The following is a 24,502-nucleotide window of genomic DNA, read 5'->3' as shown; positions in this document are numbered from 1 at the left end:
TAGAAGTGATCTCCATATGGAATTGCGTAATATCGCTATTATCGCACACGTCGATCATGGCAAAACAACTCTGGTCGATGAACTCCTGAAGCAGTCGGGCTCGTTCCGCGACAACCAGCGCGTCGCAGAACGCATGATGGATTCCAACGACATCGAAAAGGAACGCGGGATCACAATTCTCGCCAAGGCCACTTCGGTTGTCTGGAAAAATACGCGCATCAACATCGTCGACACGCCGGGCCACGCCGACTTCGGCGGTGAGGTGGAGCGTATCCTCTCGATGGTGGACGGCGCTATCGTTCTCGTCGACGCTGCCGAAGGCCCGATGCCGCAGACGAAGTTCGTCGTCGGCAAGGCGTTGAAGGTCGGCCTCAAGCCCATCGTTGCGATCAACAAGATCGACCGTCCCGATGGCCGTCATGAGGAAGTCGTCAACGAAGTGTTCGACCTCTTCGCCAATCTCGACGCGACCGATGAACAGCTCGATTTTCCGATCCTCTACGGTTCGGGCCGCAACGGCTGGATGGCGCTGAGCCCGGAAGGTCCGAAGGACGAAGGTCTGGCGCCCTTGTTCGACCTCGTGCTGAAGCATGTTCCGGCCCCAAAGGTTGCTGAAGGTCCGTTCCGCATGATCGGCACGATCCTCGAAGCCGATCCGTTCCTGGGCCGCATCATCACCGGCCGCATCCATTCGGGCTCCATCAAGCCGAACCAGGCCGTCAAGGTTCTGGCGCAGGACGGTTCCCTGCTCGAAAACGGCCGTATCTCGAAGATCCTCGCTTTCCGCGGCATCGAGCGTCAGCCGATTGAAGAAGCACAGGCGGGCGACATCGTTGCTATTGCCGGCCTTTCCAAGGGCACGGTTGCCGACACGTTCTGTGATCCTTCGGTAAGCGAGCCGCTCGCCGCGCAGCCGATCGATCCGCCGACCGTCACAATGTCCTTCATCGTCAATGACAGCCCCTATGCGGGCACCGAAGGCGACAAGGTGACGAGCCGCGTCATCCGCGACCGCCTGCTGAAAGAAGCCGAAGGCAATGTCGCCCTGAAGATCGAGGAATCGACCGAAAAGGATTCGTTCTTCGTTTCCGGCCGCGGCGAATTGCAGCTTGCGGTTCTGATCGAAAACATGCGCCGCGAGGGCTTCGAGCTTGGCGTTTCACGTCCGCGCGTCGTCATGAAGGACGGCGAGAACGGCGAAAAGCTGGAGCCGGTGGAAGAAGTCGTCATCGACGTTGATGAAGAGTATTCCGGCACGGTCGTGCAGAAGATGTCCGAACGCAAGGCCGAAATGGTCGAACTGCGTCCTTCGGGCGGCAATCGCGTGCGTCTGGTCTTCTACGCTCCGACCCGCGGCCTCATTGGCTATCAGTCGGAACTCCTGACCGATACGCGCGGCACGGCGATCATGAACCGCCTGTTCCACGACTATCAGCCGTACAAGGGCGAAATCGCAGGCCGCAACAACGGCGTTCTGATCTCCAATGATCAGGGCGAAGCGGTTGCCTATGCGCTGTTCAACCTGGAAGATCGCGGCCCGATGATCATCGACGCTGGCGTCAAGGTCTATCAGGGTATGCTGATCGGCATTCACAGCCGCGACAACGATCTTGAAGTCAACGTCTTGAAGGGCAAGAAGCTCACCAACATCCGCGCCGCAGGCAAGGACGAAGCCGTGAAGCTCACCCCGCCGATCAAGATGACGCTGGAACGCGCCCTGTCGTGGATTCAGGACGACGAGCTGGTGGAAGTAACGCCGAAGTCGATCCGCCTTCGCAAGCTCTATCTCGACCCGAATGAGCGCAAGCGCTTTGAAAAGAGCAAGTCGAGCGCTGCATAAGCCCGACAGTATAAAAGAAAACGGCGGTCCGAAAGGCCGCCGTTTTTGCTTGGAGATTCTGCTGTGTCAATCGCGCTGCGGTTCGCGTGTCTCCCTCATCTTGAGGAGGCGGCCTTCGCGGAGCGAAGGATGCCGTCTCGAAAGATCGGGAGACGCTGCCGCACGGCATCGCCGCCCCTTGCCCTTCGAGACGCCGCCTGCGGCGGCTCCTCAGGATGAGGGGCTGGCGTTGCGTGAAGCGCTTACCGCTCGCCGCGGCGATAGGGCTGCATCAGCGCCTGTGGGACACGGGCGCGGCGCGCCATGATGATCAGCGCCACAATCGACATGATATAAGGGATCATGAGGAAAAGCTGGTAGGGCACGGCCTTGCCGTAAACCGTCTGCAAGCGAAGCTGGAATGCATCGAACAGTGCGAAGAGCAGGGCGCCCACAAGCGCGCGTGCCGGTTTCCACGAGGCGAAGACGACAAGCGCGATACAGACCCAGCCGCGTCCCTGCATCATGGTGGGGAAGAACGAATTGAACGCCGAAAGCGTCAGGAACGCGCCGCCGACAGCCATCAGCGCGCTGCCGAACATGATCGTGAAAATGCGCACCCGGATCGGGTTGATGCCTTGCGCTTCCGCCGCATGCGGGTTTTCGCCGGTCATGCGGATTGCAAGGCCGAGCGGCGTGCGGAAAAGCACGTAACCGAGCAGAAGCGCCAGCGGAATGGCGATCCATGTCAGCGCCGTCTGCGTGCCAAGCACCTGCCCGATGAAAGGTATGCCTGTGAGCCAGCCCGGATTGAGCGGCTGGAAAGGCGTGATGGACGGCGGTGTCGAGGACAGCGGCACCAGAAGCCGGAACAGGAAATAGGAAAGGCTTGACGCAAACAGTGTGATGCCAAGGCCCACCACGTGCTGCGACAGGCCGAGCGGCACGGTGAGGGCCGCATGAAGCAGGCCGAACAGCGCGCCGGAAGCCGCCGCCACCGCTACGCCGGTCCATAGGTCCGCGCCGTTGAACACGGTCAGCCAGCCGATCATTGCGCCGAAGGTCATGATGCCTTCGATGCCGAGATTGAGCACACCGGCGCGTTCGCAATAAAGCGCGCCGAGCGTGCCGAAAATCAGCGGCGTTGCAATGCGCAGGACCGAAACCCACAGACCGGCGGAGAGTAGAATATCCATCAACTCGTTCATCGGGCGATCCTGTATTGTGTGAAGAACAGCGCAACCAGCATGGTCAGGAGCGACAGAGCCACGGTAACATCGGCGATGAAGCTCGGGATGCCGATGGCGCGGCTCATGCCGTCTGCGCCGACAAACATCGCGGCTGCAAAAAGCGCGGAGAAGATCGCGCCGATGGGGTTCAGATTGGCGAGCATCGCGACAATGATGCCGGAATAGCCGAAGCCCGGTGAAAGATCGGTCGTGACATAGCCCTTCACGCCCATCACCTGTATCGCGCCCGCAAGCCCGGCCAGACCGCCGGAAATGCAGGCCACCTTTATCAGCGTTCTGGCCAAGGGCACACCGGCGAAGCGGGCAGCGGCAGGGTTGAGCCCCGCAGCCTTGGTTTCAAGCCCGAATACGGTCCGTTTCTGCACATAGGCGATGATGATCGCCAGCGCGATGGCAATCACGATGCCGATATGGAGCCGCATGCCGGACATGATCTTGGGCAGCACGGCGGCATCGGGAACGGGTTCGGATTGCGGCCAGCCGAAGGCAAGCGGATCTTTCATCGGCCCCTCGATCATCATCGAAACGATGAGCACGGCGACGAAATTCAAAAGCAGCGTCGTCACCACTTCATCGACGCCAAAGCGCAGGCGAAGCCCGAGCGGGATCAGCAGAAAAACCATGCCCGCAATCGCGCCGACGATCAGCAGAAGCGGAATGAGGATGGCGGCTGGAAGCTGCAACTGCGTGCCGCAGGCGACCACCGCCAGCGCGCCCATATAGAACTGGCCTTCGGCTCCGATATTCCAGAGTTTTGAGCGGAAGGCGACGGCGGCGGCAAGGCCGGTCAGCATCAGGGGCGTTGCGCGGGTGAGCGTTTCGGTGATCGAAAGCTTGTTGCCGAAAGCGCCAATGGCGATCTGCCGGAAGGCTTCCAGAACCGGCGCACCGGCGGCAGCGATCAGCAATCCGGCAAGCACGAAGGCAGTCAGGACGGCGATGATCGGTGCCGTTGCCACCAGAGCCATGGGCCGTGTTTCGCGTCGTTCGATACGCATCAGTTCAGCCCCTTGTTGGTATTATTCTGCCATTCGCCCGCCATCATCAGGCCCAATCGCTGCGCATTGGCTTCTTCCGCGTCAATGGGCGGGGAAAGACGGCCTTTAACAATGGCTTGAACCCGATCCGCCAAGCCAATGATTTCATCCAGATCTTCCGAGATCAGCAATACGGCGGCGCCCTTGGCGCGCGCTTCCAGAATGCGGGCATGGATGGCCGCGACCGCGCCTTCATCGAGGCCGCGCGTCGGCTGCGCGGCGATCAGGATGCGCGGAGCGGTTTCCAGATTGCGGCCCAGAATTAGCTTTTGCATGTTGCCGCCGGAAAGCAGGCGAATGCGGCTGTCGGGTGTGCCGCCGCGCACATCGAAATCCTTGATGATGCGGTTGGTGAATTCCCGCGCTGCCGTGCGGTTGACCAGCAGTCCGTTGGAAAACTGCGGATCGCGCACGCGTTCCAGCACCGCATTTTCCCACAGCGTCAGATCGCCGATTGCGCCTTCGGCATTGCGGTCTTCCGGGATGCGGCCAACACCAGCCGCCACAAACTGGCGAGGGTCGAATTTCGTGACCGTCTGCCCGAACATTGCAAGCTCGCCGCTTGCCGGTTGGCTGAGGCCGGAAACGAGCCGCCCAAGCGCTGCCTGGCCGTTGCCGGACACGCCGATGATGCCAAGCGTTTCACCGGCGCGAACGTGGAAATGGAGGTCGGAAAGGCGGGTGGCCCCATCTTCAACGACCGTTACATTCTTTGCTTCCAGCAAGGTCTCGCCGGGTGTGGCCGCAGCGCGTGCAGGGCGCGAAACGCGACGGCCGACCATCAGTTCGGCGAGTTCTTCTTTCGAGGTTTCGGATGCCTTGCGTTCGGCGACAAGCTTGCCGCCGCGCAGGACGACAACGCGGTCGGCTGCCGACATGACTTCATGCAGCTTGTGCGAAATGAAGATCAGCGACAGGCCCTGACGCGCCATCTCCTTGAGCGTCGCGAACAGGCTTTCGGCTTCCTGCGTGGTCAAAACGGCGGTTGGCTCGTCGAGGATCAGTATGTCGGCGTTGTTATAGAGCGCTTTCAGAATTTCGACGCGCTGCTGCTCGCCCACCGACAGATCGCCCAGCCGCGCATCGGGATCGACCTGCAAGCCGAAGCGCGTTGCAATCTGGGCGATTTTGGTGCGCGCAGGCCCGTGCGCGGATTTGAGCTTCCAGAGGCTCTCCGTGCCGGTGATGATGTTCTCAAGCACGGTGAGATTGGGCGCGAGCGTGAAATGCTGGTGCACCATGCCCACGCCCGCATCGATTGCCGCGCGCGGCTTGCCCTGCGGGATTTCCGCCCCCTTGACGAAGACGCGGCCTTCATCCGGCACATAATGGCCGAACAGGATGTTCATCAGCGTGGTCTTGCCTGCACCGTTTTCGCCAAGAAACGCGAGAATTTCACCGCGTTCGAGCTTGAGCGAAATATCGTCATTGGCGGTCAACGGGCCAAAGCGCTTGGTGATATTTTGCAGTTCAAGGACGGTGGAGGTCATGGGAGAGGCCCGTGCAGGAGGGTGCGCCGGTGCTGGAACGAGCGTTGAAGCACCGGCGCGGAGGCAAGATTATTTCGGCTCTTCGGCGTTCAGCTTCAGCGTAAAGGCACCGGATTTGATCTCGTTGCGGCGCGCTTCCATCTTCGCTTCCGCTTCTGCCGGTGCGATGCCCTTGACATAGATGATGTCGTTGCCGCCTTCCTTCATCATGCTGAAAGGCGTGTAGTCCTTGCCCGCGGGCTGTCCAGCCTTCACGTCCGCGATTGCCGCGTTAAGGATTGGCCCGAAGTTCCAGATTGCATTGGCAAAAACCGTATCGGGATAACGCGGCGTATAGTCGGTTAGCGAACCGATGGCCTTGATGCCGCGCTCCTTGGCGGCATCTGCCGTGCCGATGCGTTCGCCGAACAGAATGTCCGCGCCGGAATCGATCGCTGCAAGCCCGGCCTCGCGCGCCTTCGGCGGATCGAAGAAGGTGCCCATGAAGGAGGCGACGAACTTCGCGTCTGGCCGCGTTTCGCGCACGCCATCCTGAAAGGCGTTGATCAGCATGTTGATTTCCGGGATCGGCACCGCGCCGACCGAGCCGAAGATGCCGGACTTGCTCATCGCGCCCGCCAGCATTCCGGTGAGATAGCCCGCTTCGAAATTCCAGGTGCCGAAGACGCCGAAATTGTCGCCCTGCGGCTTGCCGGAGGAACCCATGACGAAAGCCGTCTGCGGATAGTCGCCCGCGACCTGCCGCGCTTCGCGTTCAACAGCGTAGGATTCGCCCACGATCAGCTTGATGCCCTGTTCGGCATATTCGCGCATGGCGCGGGGATAGTCGCTCGCCGAAACGCCTTCGGAAAAAACATAGTCGATCAGGCCAGCATCATTGGCCTGTTGCAAGGCGGCATGAAGGCGTGAGTTCCAGGCATTTTCCACCGGCGAGGCGTGGATGCCTGCGACTTTCAGCTTTTCATCGGCGGCGAAGGCGCGGCTGGTCATCGCCGTTGCACCAAGCGCTGCCGACATTGCAAGAAAATCGCGGCGCGTGAAGTTCGATGTCTTGATGATTTTGGTCATTTGGTCAGGGACCCCTCATGTGTGTTTTCGGCGCGCGGGTGCGCGCAGCCGGTTGCTTCGTTTTGACGTGCTTACGTCATGAGCAACGATTTCCATCATTGCCCAAACCGCCTTGAATTCAAGAAGATTCTGGAGCATTTCCAGCAAAACTGTGAAACGGTTTTGCGTTGGAAAATGCGACAAAACAAATAGTTAGAGCGGTTCCGGTGATTCAGTAAAAACAGAAACCGGCTCTAAAGCTGGCCGATCGGCGCGTAATCAGCCCCGTCAACCGATGCCGGACGGCCTTCGAGATTGAGCGTGCTGACGCGCTGCGGGGTTTCGGCGATCACCTTGCCGCGCTTCACGACCTTGAGGCGGTTTGCCTTGAGGCGCAGCGCTTCGATGGGGTCGCGTGCCTGCAACACCACGAAGTCCGCATTGCAGCCCTTGGCGAGACCATAGCCTTCGAGGCCGAGCGCCTTGGCCGAGTTGACGGTCAGCGCGTCGAAAACCTGCCGCTTGCCTTCGATGGACGTCATCTGCGCGACATGGATTGCCATGTGTCCCACTTCCAGCATGTCGCCGGAACCCATCGAATACCACGGGTCCATCACGCAGTCGTGGCCGAAAGCAACATTGATGCCCGCCGCCATCAGTTCCGGCACGCGTGTCATGCCGCGGCGTTTCGGATAGGTGTCGGCGCGGCCTTGCAGCGTGATGTTGATGAGCGGGTTGGGGATTGCGTTCATCTTCGCTTCCGCGATCAGCGGAATGAGTTTCGAGACGTAATAATTATCCATGGAGTGCATGGAGGTGAGATGCGAGCCGGAAACGCGGCCTTGTAGCCCGAAGCGCATGGTCTCGGCGGCCAGCGTTTCGACATGGCGCGACATCGGGTCGTCGCTTTCGTCGCAATGAATATCGACCGGCAGGCCGCGCTCGGCGGCGATGCGGCAGAGCGCTTCCAGCGAGGCCGCGCCATCAGCCATGGTGCGTTCAAAATGCGGAATGCCGCCGACGACATCGAGACCCATGTCGAGCGAGCGGTTGACGAGATCGACCGCACCCGGCGAACGGTAATAGCCGTCCTGCGGGAAGGCGACCAGTTGCAGGTCGATATAAGGCTTCACCTTCTCGCGCACTTCGATCATCGCTTCCGCGGTGAGAAGGCGCGGGTCGCTGACATCGACATGGCTGCGGATTGCCAGCAGGCCCTGGCTGACGGCCAGATCGCAATAGCGCAGGGCGCGCTCGACCATGGCTTCGACGGTCAGCATCGGCTTCAGTTCACCCCACAGCGCGATGCCCTCCAGAAGCGTGCCGGAGCGGTTGAGGCGCGGCAGGCCGAGCGACAGGGTCGCGTCCATGTGGAAATGCGGGTCGACGAAAGGCGGGGTTACGAGCCGGTCGGTTGCATCGATTTCCTGTGCCGCCTGATGCTCGCCCGTGGAGGGCACAATATCGGCAATCTTGCCGTCCTTGACCAGAATGTCCTGCTTTTCGCGACCGTCGGGGAGATTGGCGTTTCTCACGATCAAATCGAACATCGGCGGGACCTTTCATCTGGGTATGCAAGAACCGAGCCCAAAAAGAAGGGCTCATTTTTCAATTGCCTTATACCCTATAATCGGTGGGCGCAATGGCGGGAAATACCAAAACTCAATGAGTTTGGCTCATCGAGTTTTGGTCAAGCCCGTGCGGCGATTGAGCATTTCCCGGCGTGATGCGTCAGCATCTTAGCGCCCGGATAGAAAGTCGGAAGGGGTCGTCATCCTCAATGGAAAATGTTAGGGCGCAAACGTTATTGTTTTCGGGATTGCCATGTTCACGATCAGCCGCGTCGAAACCTTCAGCCAGGAGATCAAGAAGAGCCGGTTTCTGGCCATTGCCGCGCCGGTTGCGAACGAACAGGCGGCGAAGGATTTCTTGAGCGAGCATTCGGACCTTGCCGCCAACCATAATTGCTGGGCGTGGCGCATGGGGCAAAACTATCGGTTCAGCGACGATGGCGAGCCGAGCGGCACGGCGGGCAAGCCGATCCTGCAAGCCATCGACGGCCAGCAGCTCGACAACATCGTGGTTGTGGTTACGCGCTGGTTCGGCGGCATCCTGCTTGGCAGCGGCGGCTTGATGCGCGCATATGGCGGTACTGCCGCGACCTGTCTGCGACAGGCCGAAAAGACCGAGGTCATCCCGCTGGTCGGCTTCCATTTCGCCTGCGATTTTTCCGACCATGCGCTTTTAAAGGCGCGTCTCACCGCTGTCGAAAATCTCGCTATTGCGCAGGAAAACTTCACCGGCACCGGCGTCGAGATAACGGGTGCGATGCCCATTGCCGTGCAGGATGATATTGCGCGGCTCGTGACCGATCTGACGCGCGGCAAGACCGTCATCAAGTTCGACGACTAGATCGTGCGGCCCGTATATTGCTGGCGTTTGTTTTCATACATTAGCAGGTCGGCGCGCTTGGCGACGGTTTCCAGCTTTTCGCCGGGTAGGCTCGTGGCGGTGCCGATGGAAAGATTGAGCTTGAGCTGCGAATAATACTGGTTGTTGATATCCACCAGCCGCTGAATATCCTCGACCATCGCTTCGGCGCCGCGCTCGTCCACATAGGGCAGTACGACGGCGAACTCGTCACCGCCGATGCGGGCCGCATGGCCCGGCTGCTTCACAGCCTCATTCAGCACTTCGCCCAGGCGCCGCAGCAATCCGTCACCCGTGGCATGGCCCCATTGATCATTGGCGGCCTTGAGGCCATTGAGATCGATGATGATGATAGAAATCGGCGTATGGCCCTTGCGCTCGAGCCGGTTTAGCTCATCGACATAAAAGGCGCGATTGTGCAGCTTCGTCAGCACATCGTGCTTGCCGAGATATTCCAGATAGGCTTCCGCCTTCTTGCGGGCAGTGATGTCGGTGAGGGCGACCTGCACCAGCGACCAGTCCTGCTCATGCCCCGGCAGGACCGAGAATTGCAGCAACACATGCCGCTCGGTGCCGTCGAGCGCATAATTGACCACTTCGCGGCGCTGGAACAGAACGCCGTTCCACAAGTCGATCAGCTGCTCGCGGAACGATACTTCCATCTCATCCTTAAAGATATGCGGCAGGTTTTGCAGCAGGGTTTTCTTGTCGGGCGCGAGAAAGAGGGCAAGCGTTTCGGAATTGATTTCGAGCACGCGGATTTCGCTCATGCACTGGCGCACGAATTCCGGATGCACGTCGGTGAATACGCGAAAATCGACAATACCGCGCTGGCGCACATCATCCATCAACTGCTTGATGCGGCTGAAATCCTCGACCCAGAGGGAAACCGGCGAATGCTCGAAAAGCCCCTGCGCATGACGCTTGTGGCGGTCCTGCTCGCGACGGGCATTTTCGCGCGCGGTCACGTCCTCGATGGAAAGCAGGACGCGCTCCCAGGTGTGCTCATAGCCAGGCAGCACAACACCCTTCAACTGAATGTCGAGCCGTTTGCCGTTGAGCGTATAGTTGATGGTATCGCTCGAAAAGGCATTGCCGCCATTCCACAGCTGCACCATCTCGTCGATATGCGGGTCCAGCATGTCGTCGCGGAACACGCGTTCCAGATTGGTGACCAGATGGTCGACGCTATCGGCCTCGAAAAGCGAAAGCGTCTTGCGATTGACCTTCAGCACCCGGATATGGCTGGTGCAGATTCGCAGCCGGCTCGTATCTTCGTGCAAAAAGGCCCCCAGATCGGTAACGCCCTGCGCGCGCCATTCCTCGAACTGCCTGCGCAGGCCGCTATAGTCCTCAAGCCACAGGGAGATTGGCGCGAGGTCAAAAATATTGGCGCTGTCGCTTAAGGCAGACTCGATATTCATGGATTTCCGTTCCAACTTTTTGCCGAAACACGTGTCCAGATGGAAAGCCGTTTCACAATGTCCGGGATGCGTTGTCCGTCCCATCGGAAATGACGCGATGGCTTATCGGGAGCGCCTTATATTATGGATATCTTGGATAAACTAGGGGTTTTAGACTTGATATCTCAGCTTTGTGCGCAAAGACGAAAAAGGGCGGTCCAGCGGACCGCCCATTCATAACCCAAATTTCGCCGGTAGAGGCGGGGTTCGCTCAGTTGCTGATTGGCAGGCGATGCCGCACGAGGGTTGTCCAGTAGGAGCAGCCCCAGGCGATCACATCATCGTTAAAGTCATATTTCGGATGGTGCAGATTGGCGCTCGGGCCGTTGCCGATGTTGATCATCGCGCCCGGAACCTCATTGAGCATGAAAGCAAAATCCTCGCCGCCAAGCGTTGCGGGCATGTCCCGCGTGACGCGCTCCGCGCCTGCAACGGCTTCGGCGGCAATCGCCGCAAGCTCGGTTTCCCGCTCATGATTGACGGTCACCGGATAATTGCGCTGGTAGTCGAGCGTCGCCTTGGCTCCGAAAGCATCGGCAATGCCCTGCACGGCGCGGGTGAGCTTCTCCTCGATATGGTCGCGCACTTCCTCGCGCAGCGTGCGCACCGTGCCGGTCAAGCGGATTTTCTGCGGAATAACGTTGAACGCATCGCCGCCCTGAATGGTGGTGATCGAAATCACGGCGGAATCCAGCGGATCGATAGTGCGTGCCGTCAGTGTCTGGATCGCCTGAATGAGCGCCGCCGTTACCGGAATGGGGTCGATGGTATGGTGCGGCGAGGCCGCATGTCCGCCAACGCCTTCAATGGTGATGTCCAGCACATCGACCGATCCCATGATCGGACCGGAATTGATGGTGAAATGCCCGACGGCAAGGTTCGGGCGGTTGTGCATGCCGTAGACTTCGTTGACCGGCCAGCGCTTGAACAAACCGTCGTCAATCATCGCCTTGGCGCCTGCGCCGCCTTCTTCGGCAGGCTGGAAGATCACGATAACCGTGCCGTCGAAAGCGCGGCTTTGCGCCAGTTCGCGGGCAGCGCCCAGAAGCATGGTCGTATGGCCGTCATGTCCGCAGGCATGCATCTTGCCCGGCACTTTCGATGACCATTCCGCGCCGGTTTCCTCGAGGATCGGCAGGGCGTCCATATCGGCGCGCAGGCCGATGGCCCGGCCCGAACGGTTGGACTGGCCGCGAATGACGCCGACGACGCCGGTGCGCCCGATGCCGGTCACCACTTCATCGACGCCAGCAGCACGCAACGCCTCGGCCACCTTTTCGGCGGTGCGGCTGACATCATAGAGCAGTTCCGGGTTCTGGTGCAGGTCGCGGCGGAATGCGACCAGTTCTTCAATCTGGTTTGAAGTCCAGTTTTCAACCGGCATGTCAGGCTTCCTCGTCTTTCTTGTCGTTCGTTTCGAGGCGGTAGCGGAAATCGCAGTGGCTTGCGCCCTTCATGATGGTCTGCGTGCGCTCCAGCTTCATGTCGGGGTTGTAGCCGATGCAGAAGTCGCCGTCTCGATTGCACGACAGCAAGTGGCCGATATGGCCAAGGCCCATCTCGCGGTACATTTCCGAATAGCGGCAGCGCGTCACGTTGAAATCGAAATGATCCTCGCCCTGCGAAATCACGTCGATTTCCAGCGCGTTTTCCTTGGTCCACAGCGGCTGGATATCGGCAAAATCCTGTATGGTCGGGGTGCGGCCAAGCTCGTCGGCAAAGCTCTTGCCCTGTTCGATGGCCGAGCGGCTGACGGCTTCGCCGATTGCGGCTTGCGCTTCCTCCTCGCCGGAGCGCTCGCGAATAACTTCGTAGACATTCTTGAGAACCAGCGCCTCGATGCGGCGGCGTTCGAGAATTGACATTTGATTCATGGACCTGACCTTTCACATGAACATTCAATGAGATGCGTTAGAGATTTGGCTCGGTAAGATCCTTGCGCCGAAGCCATGCGAGATAGAACGGTGCGATTTTTCGGGCGACCTTGTGGAAAGGCAGCGGTGCCGGTTCCGAGACGGGAAGGGCAAGTTCCTGCACCGGCTCGCCGTCGAGCGCGCGGGCAAATTCCCGGCCAAGCGATGTGCCAAGCGCAACGCCGCGACCGTTGCAGCCGATCCAAGCCCAGCCATTGGCGCTGAGTTGATGGACACGCGGGAAACGATCCCATGTCATGCCGATATAACCGCTCCACACATGGGTGATTTCCGGTTCGCCCAGCGCTGGAAAGGCTTCCGCCATGTTGCGCGCTGTCTTGCGCCTGACGCGCTCGGCCACGTTGAAATCGCCCATCACCACGCCGCCGGTAATCAGCCGGTTGCGGGCATCGTAGCGGAAGAAGCGCAGGTCGCCGCGTGTGTCGGAAACCGCTTGCCTGCCGGGCAAGATCGTTGCGCGCAGATTGTCGCTGACGGGGGCGGTTGCCATCTGCCATGAGAGCACCGGCACAATGGTGCGGGCGAGGCGCGGGGCAAGCCCTTCGCGCAGTTCGCCTGTATAGGCGTTGGTGGCAAGCAGAAAGCCCTTGGCGCGCACTGTGGCGCTGGCGGTCTTGACTTCCCAATGGTCGCCCGCTTGAGCATAGGAGATGACCGGGCTTTGCTCGTGGATGATCGCGCCGTGGCGTTCGGCAGCGGCGGCAAGCCCGCGCGCGAAAGCCAGCGGATTGATATGACCGCCGGTCGGGTTGAACATGCCGCCATACCAGAAATCGCTGCCCAATAGCTGCGATGTTGCCGTGCGGTCGAGAAACTCCGCCGGGAAGCCGAAGCGCTTCCACGCTTCCACGCGACTTTGCGACAGCTTCACCCGACCCGGCGAATGGGCAGGCTGGAACCAGCCGTTCTGCTCAGCCTCGGCCTCGATGTTTTCATCGCGCACGATGGAAAACAATATGTCGGCGCTGTTGCCGATCAATCGGGCAAAACGCTCGCCCGAAGCACCATAACGTTTGGCAATGGCGTCCGGTTCGGCGGCGGTCATGGTCGGGATCACCTGGCCATTATTGCGCCCAGATGCGCCCCAACCGACCGCTTTGCCTTCCAGCAGGATGACGCGCTTGCCGCGCTTTGCCAGATGGAGTGCCGCCGAAAGCCCGGTAAAGCCGCCGCCGACAATGACAATATCGGCTTCCGCGTCTTTCGTGAGCGCGGGGGCGGGTATGCGTTCGGGTGCGGTTGCGGCCCAGATGGAGGGTGGAAATTCTATCTTCTGCATGGCTTCACGCATTTTCAAAACGGGGGGGCGTCCAGCTCTTGCCGGGGATGGAGGCGAGCAGGCGCTGTGTATATTCATGTTGCGGGTTGGCGAAGACTTGCGCCGTTGGCCCCGTTTCCGCGATCTCGCCCTTCGACATGACGATGACGCGGTCGCAAAGCTGGGCTGCGACGCGCAGATCGTGCGTTACGAAAAGCAGCGACAGGTTCAGCCTTTCGCGCAAATCGGCCAGAAGCCGCAGCACTTGCGCCTGCACCGAAACGTCGAGCGCGGAGACCGGTTCGTCGGCCACGATGATGCGCGGCTCAAGCGCCAGTGCGCGGGCGATGCCGATACGCTGGCGCTGCCCGCCCGAGAACTCATGCGGGAAACGGTCGGCGGCGGCAGGCGAAAGCTCGACCAGTTCCAGCAATTCACGTGCCTTCGCGTGGGCCTCATCCTTCGGCACGCCATGGACGATTGGCCCCTGTGCGATCAGGTCCACGACGCGACGGCGCGGATTGAGCGAGGCCATAGGGTCTTGAAAGACCATCTGGATATCCTTGCGCATGGCGCGCACTTGGCGCGGGCTGGCGCTCAGAAAATCGCGGCCATTCACATCGACTGTGCCGCTATCGGCTTCCAGCAGTCGCGTCACGATGCGCGAAACGGTCGTCTTGCCCGAGCCGCTTTCGCCAACGACGCCCAGCGTTTCGCCCTGACGCAGCTCGAAGGAAAGGTCCTTCACGGCGGGCACGGCGCTGCGTTTGCCGGTAAGCAAGCCGCCACGCGCCTTGAAGGTTTTGCGCAATGCGCTCGCCTTGAGGATGATCGGCTGCGCGTCACCCGCTGGTTTCGGTTCGGGCGGCGTGAGGGCTGGAACCGAGGCGATCAGCGCCCTTGTGTAAGGGTGCTGCGGATGGTTCAACACCGTGTCTGCCGGACCCTCTTCGACCAGTTCGCCAAGCCGCAACACGGCCACACGGTCGGCGATTTCCGCCACCACGCCAAAATCATGCGTGATGAACAGGATGCCGGTATTGTGTTCGCGTTGCAGGTCGCGGATCAGCTTGAGGATTTGCGCCTGCGTGGTCACGTCGAGCGCGGTGGTCGGTTCGTCGGCGATGATGAGGCGCGGTTTCAGGATCAGCGCCATGGCGATCATGACACGCTGGCGCTGCCCGCCGGAAATCTGGTGCGGATAGGCGTTATAGGCGGATTCCGGGTCGGGGATTTTCACCTCTGCCAGCATGTCGAGCACAGCGGCGCGGCGCTCCTTGCGGCCAAGCTTCGTGTGCAGGCGCAGCACTTCATCGATCTGCCAGCCAACCGTCTTTTGCGGGTTGAGCGCAGTCATCGGCTCCTGAAAGATCATGCCGATGCGGTCGCCGCGCAGCTTCTTCATATCGGCTTCGCTGAGCGAATAAAGATCGGTGCCTTCAAGGCGGATTACGCCATTGGTCACGCGCACTTGCGGTTCCGGCAGAAGGCGCATGATAGCGCCTGCCGAAAGCGACTTGCCGGAGCCGCTTTCACCGACGAGGCAGACGATCTCGCCGGGATTGATGGTGAGTGAAAGGTCTTGCAAGGCATAAGGCCGGTCGGCGCCTTTCGGCAGCGCGATTTGCAGGTTTTTAATTTCAAGAACGGGTGCGGCGGTCATTATTTCTTCTGCCTCGGATTAAGCGCGTCGTTCAGGCCCTCGCCGAGCAGGCTGAAGGACAGGACGGTGAGCAGAATGGCGATGCCGGGAATGACCGAGCAGAACCAGTCGGTGCGCAGCACGGCGCGGCCCTGGCCGATCATGTTGCCCCAGCTCGCATAGTTCGGGTCGCCAAGGCCGAGGAAGGCGAGCGCGCTTTCCATCAGGATAGAGGTTGCCATCACCACGGATGCGAAGACGATCACCGGCGGCAGGGCATTCGGCAGGATCTCGCGGAAGATGATCGAGACATTGCCGACGCCCAGATTGCGCGCGGCGTCGATGAATTCGCGCTTGCGCAGAGCCAGAAACTCGGCACGCACCATGCGGGCAGGCGCAGTCCATGAAACAATGCCGATGCAGATGATGATGTTTTCGATGGAAGAGCCAAAGATCGCCACCAATGTCAGAAGCAGCACGAAGCTTGGCACGGTCTGGAAGGCTTCGGTGATGCGCATAAGCACATCATCCACCCAGCCGCCGTAATATCCGGCAAGCGCGCCGATAATGATGCCGATGACGATCGAGATCAGCGTGGCGACGACCCCGATCAGAAGCGAGATGCGCGCGCCATGGAAGATGCCCGCCATGATATCGCGACCAAGCTGGTCGGTGCCGAGCGGCGTTGCCGCATTGAGGAACGGCCAGACGAGCGGATCGCCAGCGCGGCGCAGCGGGTCGCCGGGGGTGATGACATCGGCCAAAAGCGCGATCAGCACCACGGCAATGAAAAGGATGAGGCCCAGCACTGCGGCGCGGTTGCGGCTGAAGCGCTGCCACAGAATTTTCGTGCGCGAGACCTGCGGGCGGGTGAGGGAGAGGTCCTGGGAAGTCATGACAGTTCGATCCTGGAATCAAGCCGCGCATAGATGAGATCGGTGATGAAATTCACGATCACCACCAGTACCGAGCACAGGAAGATGATCCCCATCAGCGTGTTGAGATCGCGCTTGATCACGGAAGTGTAGGCAAGCTGGCCGAGGCCGGGCAGCGAGAAGATCGTCTCGATCACGACCGAGCCGCCAAGCACGGTGGAAAATTGCAGGCCGAGCAGCGTGACGACCGGCAGGAAGGCGTTGCGCATGATGTGGTGGAACATCAGCCTTGCGCCGCTGGCGCCCTTGGCGCGCGCGGTGCGTACATAATCGAGGTCTGCCACTTCCAGCACGCTGGTGCGCATCAGGCGCATATAGAAGGCGAGATAGATGAGCGAAAGCGCCGTCGTCGGCATGACGAGATGGACGGCAATATCCCAGACATTTTTCCAGCCGGTATAAAACCCGCCAAGCGTCTTGTAGCCGCCGACCGGCAGCCAGCCGAGCTTGACCGAAAAGATGAACATCAAAATGAGGCTGAGGAAGAAGCTCGGCATGGCGTAGAAGACAAGGCCAAGCGTGGAAATCGCATTGTCGGTCAGCGAATAGGCGCGCCGCGCCGCGAAAGCGCCGAGCGCGATGCCGAAAATGAACGCCACCGAAAGCGAGGAAACCATCAGCAGCAGCGTCGGCACGAGGCGCGCCATCAGCACGTCCAGCACCGGCTGCTCGTAGACATAGGACCAGCCGAAATCGAACTGCGCCAGCTTCGTCATGTAAATCCACAACTGCACCCAGACCGGCTGGTCGAGGCCATATTCGGTGCGCAGATTGGCGACGAATTGCGGGTCTGCGCCGCCCATGTCGCCGACAAGCGCGTCCACCGTATCGCCGGGGGCAAGCTTGATCAGCAGGAACGACCCGATCATGATCAGGAGAATGACGGGTATCGCCTGCAGGATGCGCCGCAGCGCAAAAGTCAGGATCGGGGGCAGGGGCATTGCGGATTATCCAGCAAGATATTCATTTCAGCATTCACGCAAGAAGTGAGCCGCCGCCGGATGACCGGCAGCGGCTGTGTCTGGCTTATTGGTCGATCCAGAGGTCGTACCAGCTCGAAGAATCCCATCGCGGCGTATTGTGATGGTTCTTCAACACCTTGTTGGTCACGCCGACGAATGGATGCTCGATGGCGAAGATGACCGGCAGGTCCTTCATCTCAAGCTGCTGGATCTGGTGATAGAGATCGGCGCGCTTGGCCGGATCGAGCTCGGAAGCGGCCTGATCAATGAGCTTGTCCATCTCGTCAGACTTGTAGCCAAACTGGTTCGACCATGCCGTGCCGACAGGAGCGCCGGAGCGCAGCCAGACGGTCGTGGAGACAGCCGGATCGGAGCGGAACTGGTGCCAGCCGCTTGCCGTGTCGAAGTCGTGGTCGCGATAGACGCCGTTGAGGAAACCCGGCGCGTCGTTGGTCAGGATTTCGACGTCGATGCCGACTTCCTTCATCGCCTGCGCATAATATTCAGCCCAGAGCTGCGTATATTCACCCCACGGGGCCGGACGATGGCGCAGCTTGAAGCGGATGCCGTTTTCCTTGACCGGATAGCCGGCTTCATCGAGCAGCTTCTTTGCCTTTTCAATATCATACGGGTAAGTCTGAACCTGATCCGTATAGTTGGCGCCGCCGGCGCTCGGGATCGGGCCGCGACCCGGCTTGGCGTAGCCGCGCATGATCGTCTTGATCGCGAAGTCGATGTCGAGCGCGTGGTAGATCGCCTGACGCACCTTCAGATTGGCAAGGATCGGGTTGCGCAGGTTGAACTCGATTGTCGAGTGAGCGACGTTGTTTTCAAAACCCTTGGTGCCGGTATCGAAGCGGCCATCCTTCTGAAGGCGTTCAGTGTCCGACATGGAAATGCCGTTGAAGGCGGTTTCCATCATTTCGCCGGCTTCAAGCGCTGCGGCGGCAGCGGCCTTGTCCGGCATGAAGCGCCAGATGATGCGGTCGAGATAAGGATATTCCTTGCCGCGCCAGTAATCGTCGTTACGTTCGGCGATGATGTGCTGGCCGCGCTCATATTCGACGAACTTGAACGGCCCGGTGCCAACCGGCGCTGCGTTATACTTGTTCTTGAGGATGTCGGTGCCTTCATAAAGATGCTTCGGCACCGGATGGCCGAGGTCGGGCATGGCGGCGACGAGCAGTTCCAGCGGCATCGGCTTGGAATAGCGGAACACGGCGGTGTGCGGATCGGTGCAGTCGACGGCTTCCAGATTGGCCTGAAGCGTGGTCGAATAGTTGAGCAGCTTCTTCCAGAGGTTCATCGCGCTGTACGAAACGTCATCGCAGGTGAAGGGCTGGCCGTCATGCCAGCGCACATTCTCGCGCAACTTGAAGGTGATGGCCTTGCCGTCTTCCGAAGATGACCAGCTTGTCGCCAGAACCGGCACGTAGCCCTCATAGGTGCGGTCAATCAGCGGCTCCATGATGCGGCCGGTGATCTGGTAGACGCCGGTGGAGGCGCGCAGCGCAGGGTTGAGCACACCCTGCTCGGTGTTCATATGGACAATGACAGTGCCGCCGCGCTTCACTTCTTCGGCGTGGGAAGACGCCGCCGCAAGCGAAAACGCCGCAACAAACAGGCCAAGGCCAGCTTTTCTGATATGCATTCTCTGTTCCCCTGAAGGACGTTGAGGGAGGGCTTTCAAGCCTCTTTTCCCGCACGTCCCAATATTGTTCAAGCCCCTGAAATTGCTCGAAAAGCGGCTTCAGAAGGTCTTTATTCTATACAAGCACTGGTATGCTAGAATGCGCAGCGATATTGTCAAGATAAACTAATATGAGACATAAAATTAGAAAAATATATCAGCGGTTTCGCGCCGATAAATGTGTATTTTTCCGATGAAGGTCGGCGACGGGCCGGTTTCCCGGAAAATGACGGGTAAACGGGCGGCGGCGATGAAATTGAAAAGGAAGTCTTGCATGTCTCATCCGGTCAAGGGCGTCGATCATATTTTTCTGCTGGTCGGGGACCTGGAAAAAAGTGCCGCGCAATATCGCCGTTTCGGGTTCACGCTGAGCCCGCGCGGGCTGCACAGCAAGGAAAAAGGCACCGGCAATTACACGATCATGTTTCCGGAGGATTATTTCGAGCTGCTGGGCATTGTTGCCGAGACGCCGGGCAATCTGCACCAGCGCGAGAAGCTGGCGGCGCAGGGCGAGGGGCTGCACGCCATTGCCTGCCGGATCGACAATGCGCGAGACGCCAAGGCGGAACTGGGCGCGCTCGGCATCGAGACAGGAGAGGTCGGCGCGTTTCAGCGCCCCGTGGAACTGCCGAATGGCGGCGAGGGTGTCGCGGCCTTTGAAACCGTTTCCTTCGCGGATCGCGAAGTGCCGCAAGGCATGGTGTTCATGTGCCAGCACAAGACCCGCGAGACAGTCTGGCTGCCGGAACTGATCGAACATGCAAATGGCGCGAATGGACTTTCCGCGATCATTGCCATTTCATCCAGTCCGGAAACAGCCGCCAAGGGGTTTGCCCGCCTGTTCGCCGATGGAAAGGCCGAGGCACAGGATGGCGGCTGGAAGGTTTCGACCGGCCCGCGTTCGGCTGACATATGGGTCGTGAGCCAGGAAAAAGCCGCCACACTCTATCCCGGAGTGAATTTTGGCCAGACGCCGGGCAAGGCTTTCGCCGCCCTGCGCATCCGTGTTGCATCGCTCGACAAGGTGCGCGGCCTGCTTGATGCCAACGGCGTTTCCTACGCCAAGACACCGGCAGGCATCGCCGTGCTGCCGGAAAATGCCAGCGGCACGGTTCTGGAGTTCTCGGAACAGTAAGGGTTTGAGCAAGCGGGGCCGGGCGGCCCCGCTTTCTCACTCAGCGCGGAAAGCGCTGGTTTTCTTCCAGCACGTTCAGGTCCATATGGTTGCGCATATAGCGCTCGGACGCCTTTTGCAGCGGCTGGTAATCCCATGGATAATAGGCGCCGTTACGCAGCGCCGGATAGACGACGTGGCGGCGCGCCTGGCTGGCGCGGACATCGGCATCGTAGCGGTCCAGATTCCAGCGCTTTTCAGCCTTGTCCAGCAGCGCATCCAGAACCGCATTGAATGCCGGGTCTTCCGCCAGATTGCGCAACTCGTCAGGATCGTCGGCAAGGTTGAACAGTTGCGGCGGGTCTGCGCGGCAGATGTTGAGCTTCCAGTCGCCATCGCGCAGCGAAACCATCGGCGCGACCGTGCCTTCGGCGGCATATTCGACCGGCACCGCGCCGCGTTCGGCGGAACCCGAAGCAACGCCCGTCAGCGAAACCCCGTCGGTCCATGGCATGATGCCCTTGAGATGGATGCCAGCAAGGTCTGCCAGCGTCGGCAGAACGTCGAGCGTCGAAACGGGGGCATCGACGCGGCCAGCCTTCAATTGCGGCGCGGCAATCATCAACGGGACGCGGGCGGAACCCTCGTAGAAGCTCATCTTGAACCAGAGGCCGCGCTCGCCGAGCATGTCGCCATGGTCGGAGGTGAAGACGACAATCGTGTCATCCGCCATGCCGCAGCGTTCGATCACGTCAAGCAGCGCGCCGATCTTCTCGTCCACATAGGAAATATTGGCGAAATAGGCCTGCCGCGCTGCGCGAACCTGTTCGCGGGTGAGATCGTAGTCCTCCGCCTTGCAGGCCCGCAGCAGGCGCTCGGTATGCGGGTCGATCCCGCCTTCTGGCAACGGCCCGATTTTCGGGTCGAGTTCGGGAATGTCCGCATAGAGATCGAAGAAGCGCTTGCGCGCCACATAGGGATCATGCGGATGGGTGAAGCTGACCGTCAGGCACCATGGCCGCTGGTCGTGACCGCGCGCCAGATCATAGAGCTTCGCTTCGGCCTGATAGGCCACCTCATCGTCATATTCGAGCTGGTTGGTGATTTCGGCGGAACCTGCTCCGGTGATGGACCCCAAATTGTGATACCACCAGTCGATGCGCTCGCCGGGCTTGCGATAATCCGGCGTCCAGCCGAAATCCGCCGGGTAGATGTCGGTGGTGAGCCGCTGTTCAAAGCCGTGAAGCTGGTCTGGCCCGACGAAATGCATCTTGCCGGAAAGCGCCGTCTGGTAGCCAGCATTGCGCAGGTGATGCGCATAGGTGGGGATTTCCGACGAAAACTCCGCCGCATTGTCGTAGACGCCGGTCCGGAACGGCAACTGGCCCGACATGAACGATGCGCGCGCGGGAGCGCAAAGCGGGCTCGCCGTGTAGCAATTGGCAAAACGGGTGGAGCGTCCGGTCAGCTTTCTCAAATGTGGAACGTGGAGAAATTCGGCCGGGCCGTCTGGGAAGAACGTGCCGTTCAGCTGGTCGACCATGAGGATGAGGATATTCGGCTTTTTCATGTTGCGGAACCGTTGGCAGGGGTGGAAACGCGAAAGGGCGGGCGCCGAAACGCCCGCCTTGCTCGTCTTGCTTGTCAGGATCAGAGGCCGAGGCTTGCCTTGACGGCTTGCGCGCCCGGTTCGCCCTTGAAGGTGGTGACGCCCGCAAGCCACTTGTCGATCTGGTCGGGATGGGCCTTCAGCCATTCCTTCGCCGCTGCGGGGCCCTCCGCGCCGCCGTCGAGAATCTTGCCCATCAGCTCGTTCTCGATGTCGACGGTGAAGACAAGGTTCTTGAAGAAGGTCGCGGCGTTCGGGCACTGCGCCGCCCATCCGGTGCGGCCAAGCGTGTAGACTTCCGCGCCGCCGAAATTCGGGCCGAAATAATCATCGCCGCCTGCCAGATATTCGATGTTCAGCTTTGTGTTCATCGGATGCGGCGCCCAGGCGAGGAACACGACCCAATCCTTGTCCTTGTTCTTGCGGTCCACCTGCGCGAGCATGGCCTGCTCGCTCGATTCCACCAGCTTCCAGCCGTCGAGCTTGAATTTCTGGTCCTCGATGATCTTCTGGATATTCTGGTTGGCGGGCGCGCCCGGCTCGATGCCGTAGATTTCCTTGCCGAACTTGTCGGCATGGGCGGCAAGATCGGTGAAATCCTTCACGCCTTCGCTCGCCACATAATCCGGCACGGCCAGCGTGAACTTCGCCCCTTCAAGGTTTTTCACGAGGACTTCGGCAGCCTTGGCCTTGTCGAGATCGTCGCGGAATTTCTGCTGCGCGGGCATCCAGTTGCCAAGGAAGACATCGAGATTGCCCGTCTTGATCGCCTCATAGCCGATCGGCACCGACATGGTCTTCACGTCCGGCTTGTAGCCGAGGCCTTCCAGCAAGACGCTGGCGATGGAGTTGGTGGAGGTAATGTCCGTCCAGCCCGGATCGGACAGGCGGATGGTTTCGCAGGCCGCGGGATCGGCAGCGGAAGCCGTTCCCGAAAGGCCCGCCAGCGCCGTGAACGCCAGTGCTGCAAGCTTGAAGTAGCGCATGTGATGACCCCTCTGATTAATTAAAATCGGTTATGTCTCGCATTCCTGCTTTAAGGAAAACATCATTTAGGCTAAGGAGAAACCCATTCATTTTTTATCGGAGCTATAGAACGGTTTTATGGTTTCTCCATCCTGGGACCTTGGCAGCCTTGGCGTTTTCGAAGCGGTGGGACGATTGGAAAATCTGACCCTCGCAGCACGTGAACTCGGCATGACGCAACCGGCGGTGAGCTATCAGATAAAACGCATTGAAGAGCGTCTGGGCGTCGCGCTGTTCGCCCGGCGCGCCCGCGGCGTCGAAATTTTGCCGGAGGGCCGCATTCTTTACGATGCAGTGCGCACCGGTCTGGATGGAATCGATGAGGCGGTGCAGCAGATCAAGCGCCGCCAGCGTGCGCCGGGACTGCGCATCGCGACCGACTACGGCTTTGCTACCTTCTGGCTGATGCCGCGTGTCGCGCAGTTCCGCCCGAAACATCCGGAAGTGGACGTGCGCATCACCGCGTCATCGATGCTCCAGCCGCTCGACCGGCGTGACGCGGACATTTCGATCCTGTTCGGCGGACGCGAGGATTTCCCGAAGGATGCCACAGCCTTCATCGGCGAAAAGGTCGTGCCGGTCTGTTCTCCGGCCTATCTCGCCGCTCATGGTCCCTTTCCGGGCGGAAAGCGGCTTGGCGCGGCCTCGCTCCTGCATCTCGATACGTTGCAGGGCGACCGCTGGTTCACATGGCCGTCATGGCTCGATGCTATCGGCGAGGACATTGAGGACGGCAATTACGGGCTGGTCTTCAATACCTATAATCTGGTGATCGAGGCAGCGATTGCGGATCAGGGCGTGGCGCTCGGCTGGGCGGGGCTGATCGACGGCGCGGTGCAGCGCGGACAGCTTGTTCATGCCTGCGACGTGTCGCAGACGAGCGACAAGGGCTACTGGCTGATCTTCAATCCGGACATTTCCGCCGCGGCGCGGAGGCTTGCGCTGGAATTGCTCCAGGCGACACAGGCAGGCTGATATTGCAGGAAGGCCATCGCGATCCTACTTTTGCACATCATTCCCAATCTCGCGCGCTTGTCAAAAGCGCGATGTTTTTTAAGAGGGTATCCGCATGATTATCTGGTAACGGATCGATGAAACGAATTGAACTCCTGATCGAAAACATCATTCTGGCGTCGCGCTGGCTGCTGGTGGTCTTCTATCTCGGCCTTGCCATCGCGCTGGCGATCTATGCCGTATCCTTCGTGGGCAAGCTGTTCGATTTTGCCACGAAAGTCACCGCGCTCAACGATACGGACACGATCCTGAAAGTCCTCGGGCTTATCGACGCCGCGCTGATTGCGAGCCTCGTCGTGATGGTCATCATTTCGGGCTATGAGAATTTCGTCAGCCGCTTCGATCAGGCAGGCGACGAGGTGCACTGGCTTGGCACCATCGATGCCGGTTCGCTCAAGATCAAGGTCGCCTCGACCATCGTTGCGATCTCGTCGATCCACCTGCTGCAGATATTCCTCAACGCTACCAGCTATACGTCAGCCCAGTTGATGTGGTTCACCATCATCCATCTGGCATTCGTGTTCTCGGCGCTGTTCCTCGCCTATATCGACAGGCTCACCGCCAAGGACAAGGGCGGAGCCAAGGGGAAGGGCAAGATCGAGCCCAATATCTGACCTTTACGGAATAATTCCCTGAAAAGCCCGGTTTTCCCGGGCTTATACATTTGAGGCCGGAACGGTAAACTTCGTTCCGGCCTCGTTTGTCATTGGGGTGAATGCAACACCGCACTGACGGCTGCAAAGAGGTTGGGTCATGCCCGGCAGGAACTTTCGTTCGTAAAA

At 60.1% G+C, this 24,502-nt stretch carries 20 protein-coding genes; 5 read left to right on the top strand and 15 right to left on the bottom strand.

The window, feature by feature from the left end; all coding sequences use genetic code 11:
- Positions 1–16: 16 nt before the first annotated feature.
- Complete coding sequence (gene typA, locus F9K78_RS14695; RefSeq protein ID WP_121983639.1) at positions 17–1,840, top strand: translational GTPase TypA; 1,824 nt, start codon at positions 17–19, stop codon at positions 1,838–1,840.
- Between the two features lie 242 nt (positions 1,841–2,082).
- Here the strand turns inward: typA and F9K78_RS14690 are convergent, their stop codons facing one another.
- The 5 genes from F9K78_RS14690 to F9K78_RS14670 form a co-directional block, all read right to left on the bottom strand.
- The gene (locus F9K78_RS14690) at positions 2,083–3,027 is read right to left on the bottom strand and encodes an ABC transporter permease (protein WP_121985220.1); all 945 of its coding nucleotides are present in this window, start codon (positions 3,025–3,027) and stop codon (positions 2,083–2,085) included.
- Positions 3,024–4,067 carry an ABC transporter permease gene (locus F9K78_RS14685; RefSeq protein ID WP_122066563.1) on the bottom strand — a complete coding sequence of 348 codons (1,044 nt, stop codon included), beginning with the start codon at positions 4,065–4,067 and terminating at the stop codon, positions 3,024–3,026. Before F9K78_RS14685 ends, F9K78_RS14690 begins: the two co-directional genes overlap by 4 nt.
- Entirely contained in the window at positions 4,067–5,596 is a 1,530-nt protein-coding gene (locus F9K78_RS14680; protein WP_121985218.1) for an ABC transporter ATP-binding protein, read from the bottom strand. Before F9K78_RS14680 ends, F9K78_RS14685 begins: the two co-directional genes overlap by 1 nt.
- 69 nt (positions 5,597–5,665) lie before the next feature.
- Positions 5,666–6,664 (bottom strand): BMP family protein, encoded by a 999-nt coding sequence (locus F9K78_RS14675; protein WP_121985217.1) that lies wholly within the window; start codon positions 6,662–6,664, stop codon positions 5,666–5,668.
- 233 nt (positions 6,665–6,897) lie between these two features.
- Complete coding sequence (locus F9K78_RS14670) at positions 6,898–8,193, bottom strand: amidohydrolase family protein (protein WP_121985216.1); 1,296 nt, start codon at positions 8,191–8,193, stop codon at positions 6,898–6,900.
- A 274-nt stretch (positions 8,194–8,467) separates the two neighbouring features.
- Here F9K78_RS14670 and F9K78_RS14665 point away from each other — a divergent pair, with 274 nt between their 5' ends.
- Positions 8,468–9,055, top strand: a complete 588-nt coding sequence (locus F9K78_RS14665) for an IMPACT family protein (protein WP_121985215.1) — start codon at positions 8,468–8,470, stop codon at positions 9,053–9,055.
- Here F9K78_RS14665 and F9K78_RS14660 read toward each other — a convergent pair.
- The 8 genes from F9K78_RS14660 to F9K78_RS14625 all read right to left on the bottom strand — a co-directional run bounded on the left by F9K78_RS14660 (position 9,052) and on the right by F9K78_RS14625 (position 18,918).
- Positions 9,052–10,497: a sensor domain-containing diguanylate cyclase gene (locus tag F9K78_RS14660; protein ID WP_121985214.1), complete on the bottom strand. Its 1,446-nt coding sequence runs from the start codon at positions 10,495–10,497 to the stop codon at positions 9,052–9,054. The genes F9K78_RS14665 and F9K78_RS14660 overlap by 4 nt on opposite strands.
- Positions 10,498–10,747: 250 nt before the next feature.
- The gene (locus tag F9K78_RS14655; RefSeq protein WP_121985213.1) at positions 10,748–11,920 is read right to left on the bottom strand and encodes a M20 aminoacylase family protein; all 1,173 of its coding nucleotides are present in this window, start codon (positions 11,918–11,920) and stop codon (positions 10,748–10,750) included.
- 1 nt (position 11,921) lies between these two features.
- Positions 11,922–12,410: an L-2-amino-thiazoline-4-carboxylic acid hydrolase gene (locus F9K78_RS14650; protein WP_121983648.1), complete on the bottom strand. Its 489-nt coding sequence runs from the start codon at positions 12,408–12,410 to the stop codon at positions 11,922–11,924.
- Positions 12,411–12,447: 37 nt separating this feature from the next.
- Positions 12,448–13,749: an NAD(P)/FAD-dependent oxidoreductase gene (locus F9K78_RS14645; RefSeq protein WP_121985250.1), complete on the bottom strand. Its 1,302-nt coding sequence runs from the start codon at positions 13,747–13,749 to the stop codon at positions 12,448–12,450.
- A gap of 4 nt (positions 13,750–13,753) precedes the next feature.
- Entirely contained in the window at positions 13,754–15,391 is a 1,638-nt protein-coding gene (locus tag F9K78_RS14640; protein WP_121985212.1) for an ABC transporter ATP-binding protein, read from the bottom strand.
- A complete protein-coding gene (locus F9K78_RS14635) occupies positions 15,391–16,266 on the bottom strand; it encodes an ABC transporter permease (protein WP_121985211.1) in 876 nt (291 codons plus the stop codon). The genes F9K78_RS14640 and F9K78_RS14635 overlap by 1 nt, the downstream gene beginning before the upstream one ends.
- On the bottom strand, positions 16,263–17,246 hold the full coding sequence (locus F9K78_RS14630; protein ID WP_121985210.1) for an ABC transporter permease: 984 nt from the start codon (positions 17,244–17,246) through the stop codon (positions 16,263–16,265). The genes F9K78_RS14635 and F9K78_RS14630 overlap by 4 nt, the downstream gene beginning before the upstream one ends.
- A gap of 85 nt (positions 17,247–17,331) precedes the next feature.
- Positions 17,332–18,918: an ABC transporter substrate-binding protein gene (locus tag F9K78_RS14625; RefSeq protein WP_121985209.1), complete on the bottom strand. Its 1,587-nt coding sequence runs from the start codon at positions 18,916–18,918 to the stop codon at positions 17,332–17,334.
- 313 nt (positions 18,919–19,231) lie between these two features.
- On the opposite strand from F9K78_RS14625, the gene F9K78_RS14620 reads away from it, so the two are divergent.
- Entirely contained in the window at positions 19,232–20,092 is an 861-nt protein-coding gene (locus F9K78_RS14620; protein WP_121985208.1) for a VOC family protein, read from the top strand.
- 40 nt (positions 20,093–20,132) lie between these two features.
- On the opposite strand, the gene betC is transcribed toward F9K78_RS14620, so the two are convergent.
- Together betC and choX are read right to left on the bottom strand one after the other, a co-directional pair.
- Positions 20,133–21,641: a choline-sulfatase gene (betC, locus tag F9K78_RS14615; protein ID WP_121985207.1), complete on the bottom strand. Its 1,509-nt coding sequence runs from the start codon at positions 21,639–21,641 to the stop codon at positions 20,133–20,135.
- 80 nt (positions 21,642–21,721) lie between these two features.
- The gene (choX, locus tag F9K78_RS14610) at positions 21,722–22,666 is read right to left on the bottom strand and encodes a choline ABC transporter substrate-binding protein (RefSeq protein ID WP_121985206.1); all 945 of its coding nucleotides are present in this window, start codon (positions 22,664–22,666) and stop codon (positions 21,722–21,724) included.
- A gap of 118 nt (positions 22,667–22,784) precedes the next feature.
- On the opposite strand from choX, the gene F9K78_RS14605 reads away from it, so the two are divergent.
- Both F9K78_RS14605 and F9K78_RS14600 read left to right on the top strand, forming a co-directional pair.
- Complete coding sequence (locus F9K78_RS14605) at positions 22,785–23,681, top strand: LysR substrate-binding domain-containing protein (protein WP_121985205.1); 897 nt, start codon at positions 22,785–22,787, stop codon at positions 23,679–23,681.
- A gap of 116 nt (positions 23,682–23,797) precedes the next feature.
- Positions 23,798–24,334, top strand: a complete 537-nt coding sequence (locus F9K78_RS14600) for a TIGR00645 family protein (RefSeq protein WP_121985204.1) — start codon at positions 23,798–23,800, stop codon at positions 24,332–24,334.
- Positions 24,335–24,502: the final 168 nt, after the last annotated feature.

It is taken from the genome of Brucella pseudintermedia (assembly GCF_008932435.1).
Taxonomy (GTDB): domain Bacteria; phylum Pseudomonadota; class Alphaproteobacteria; order Rhizobiales; family Rhizobiaceae; genus Brucella; species Brucella pseudintermedia.
The sequence above is the reverse complement of the archived record's forward strand: the minus strand, read 5'-3'. Positions and strand labels throughout refer to the sequence as shown.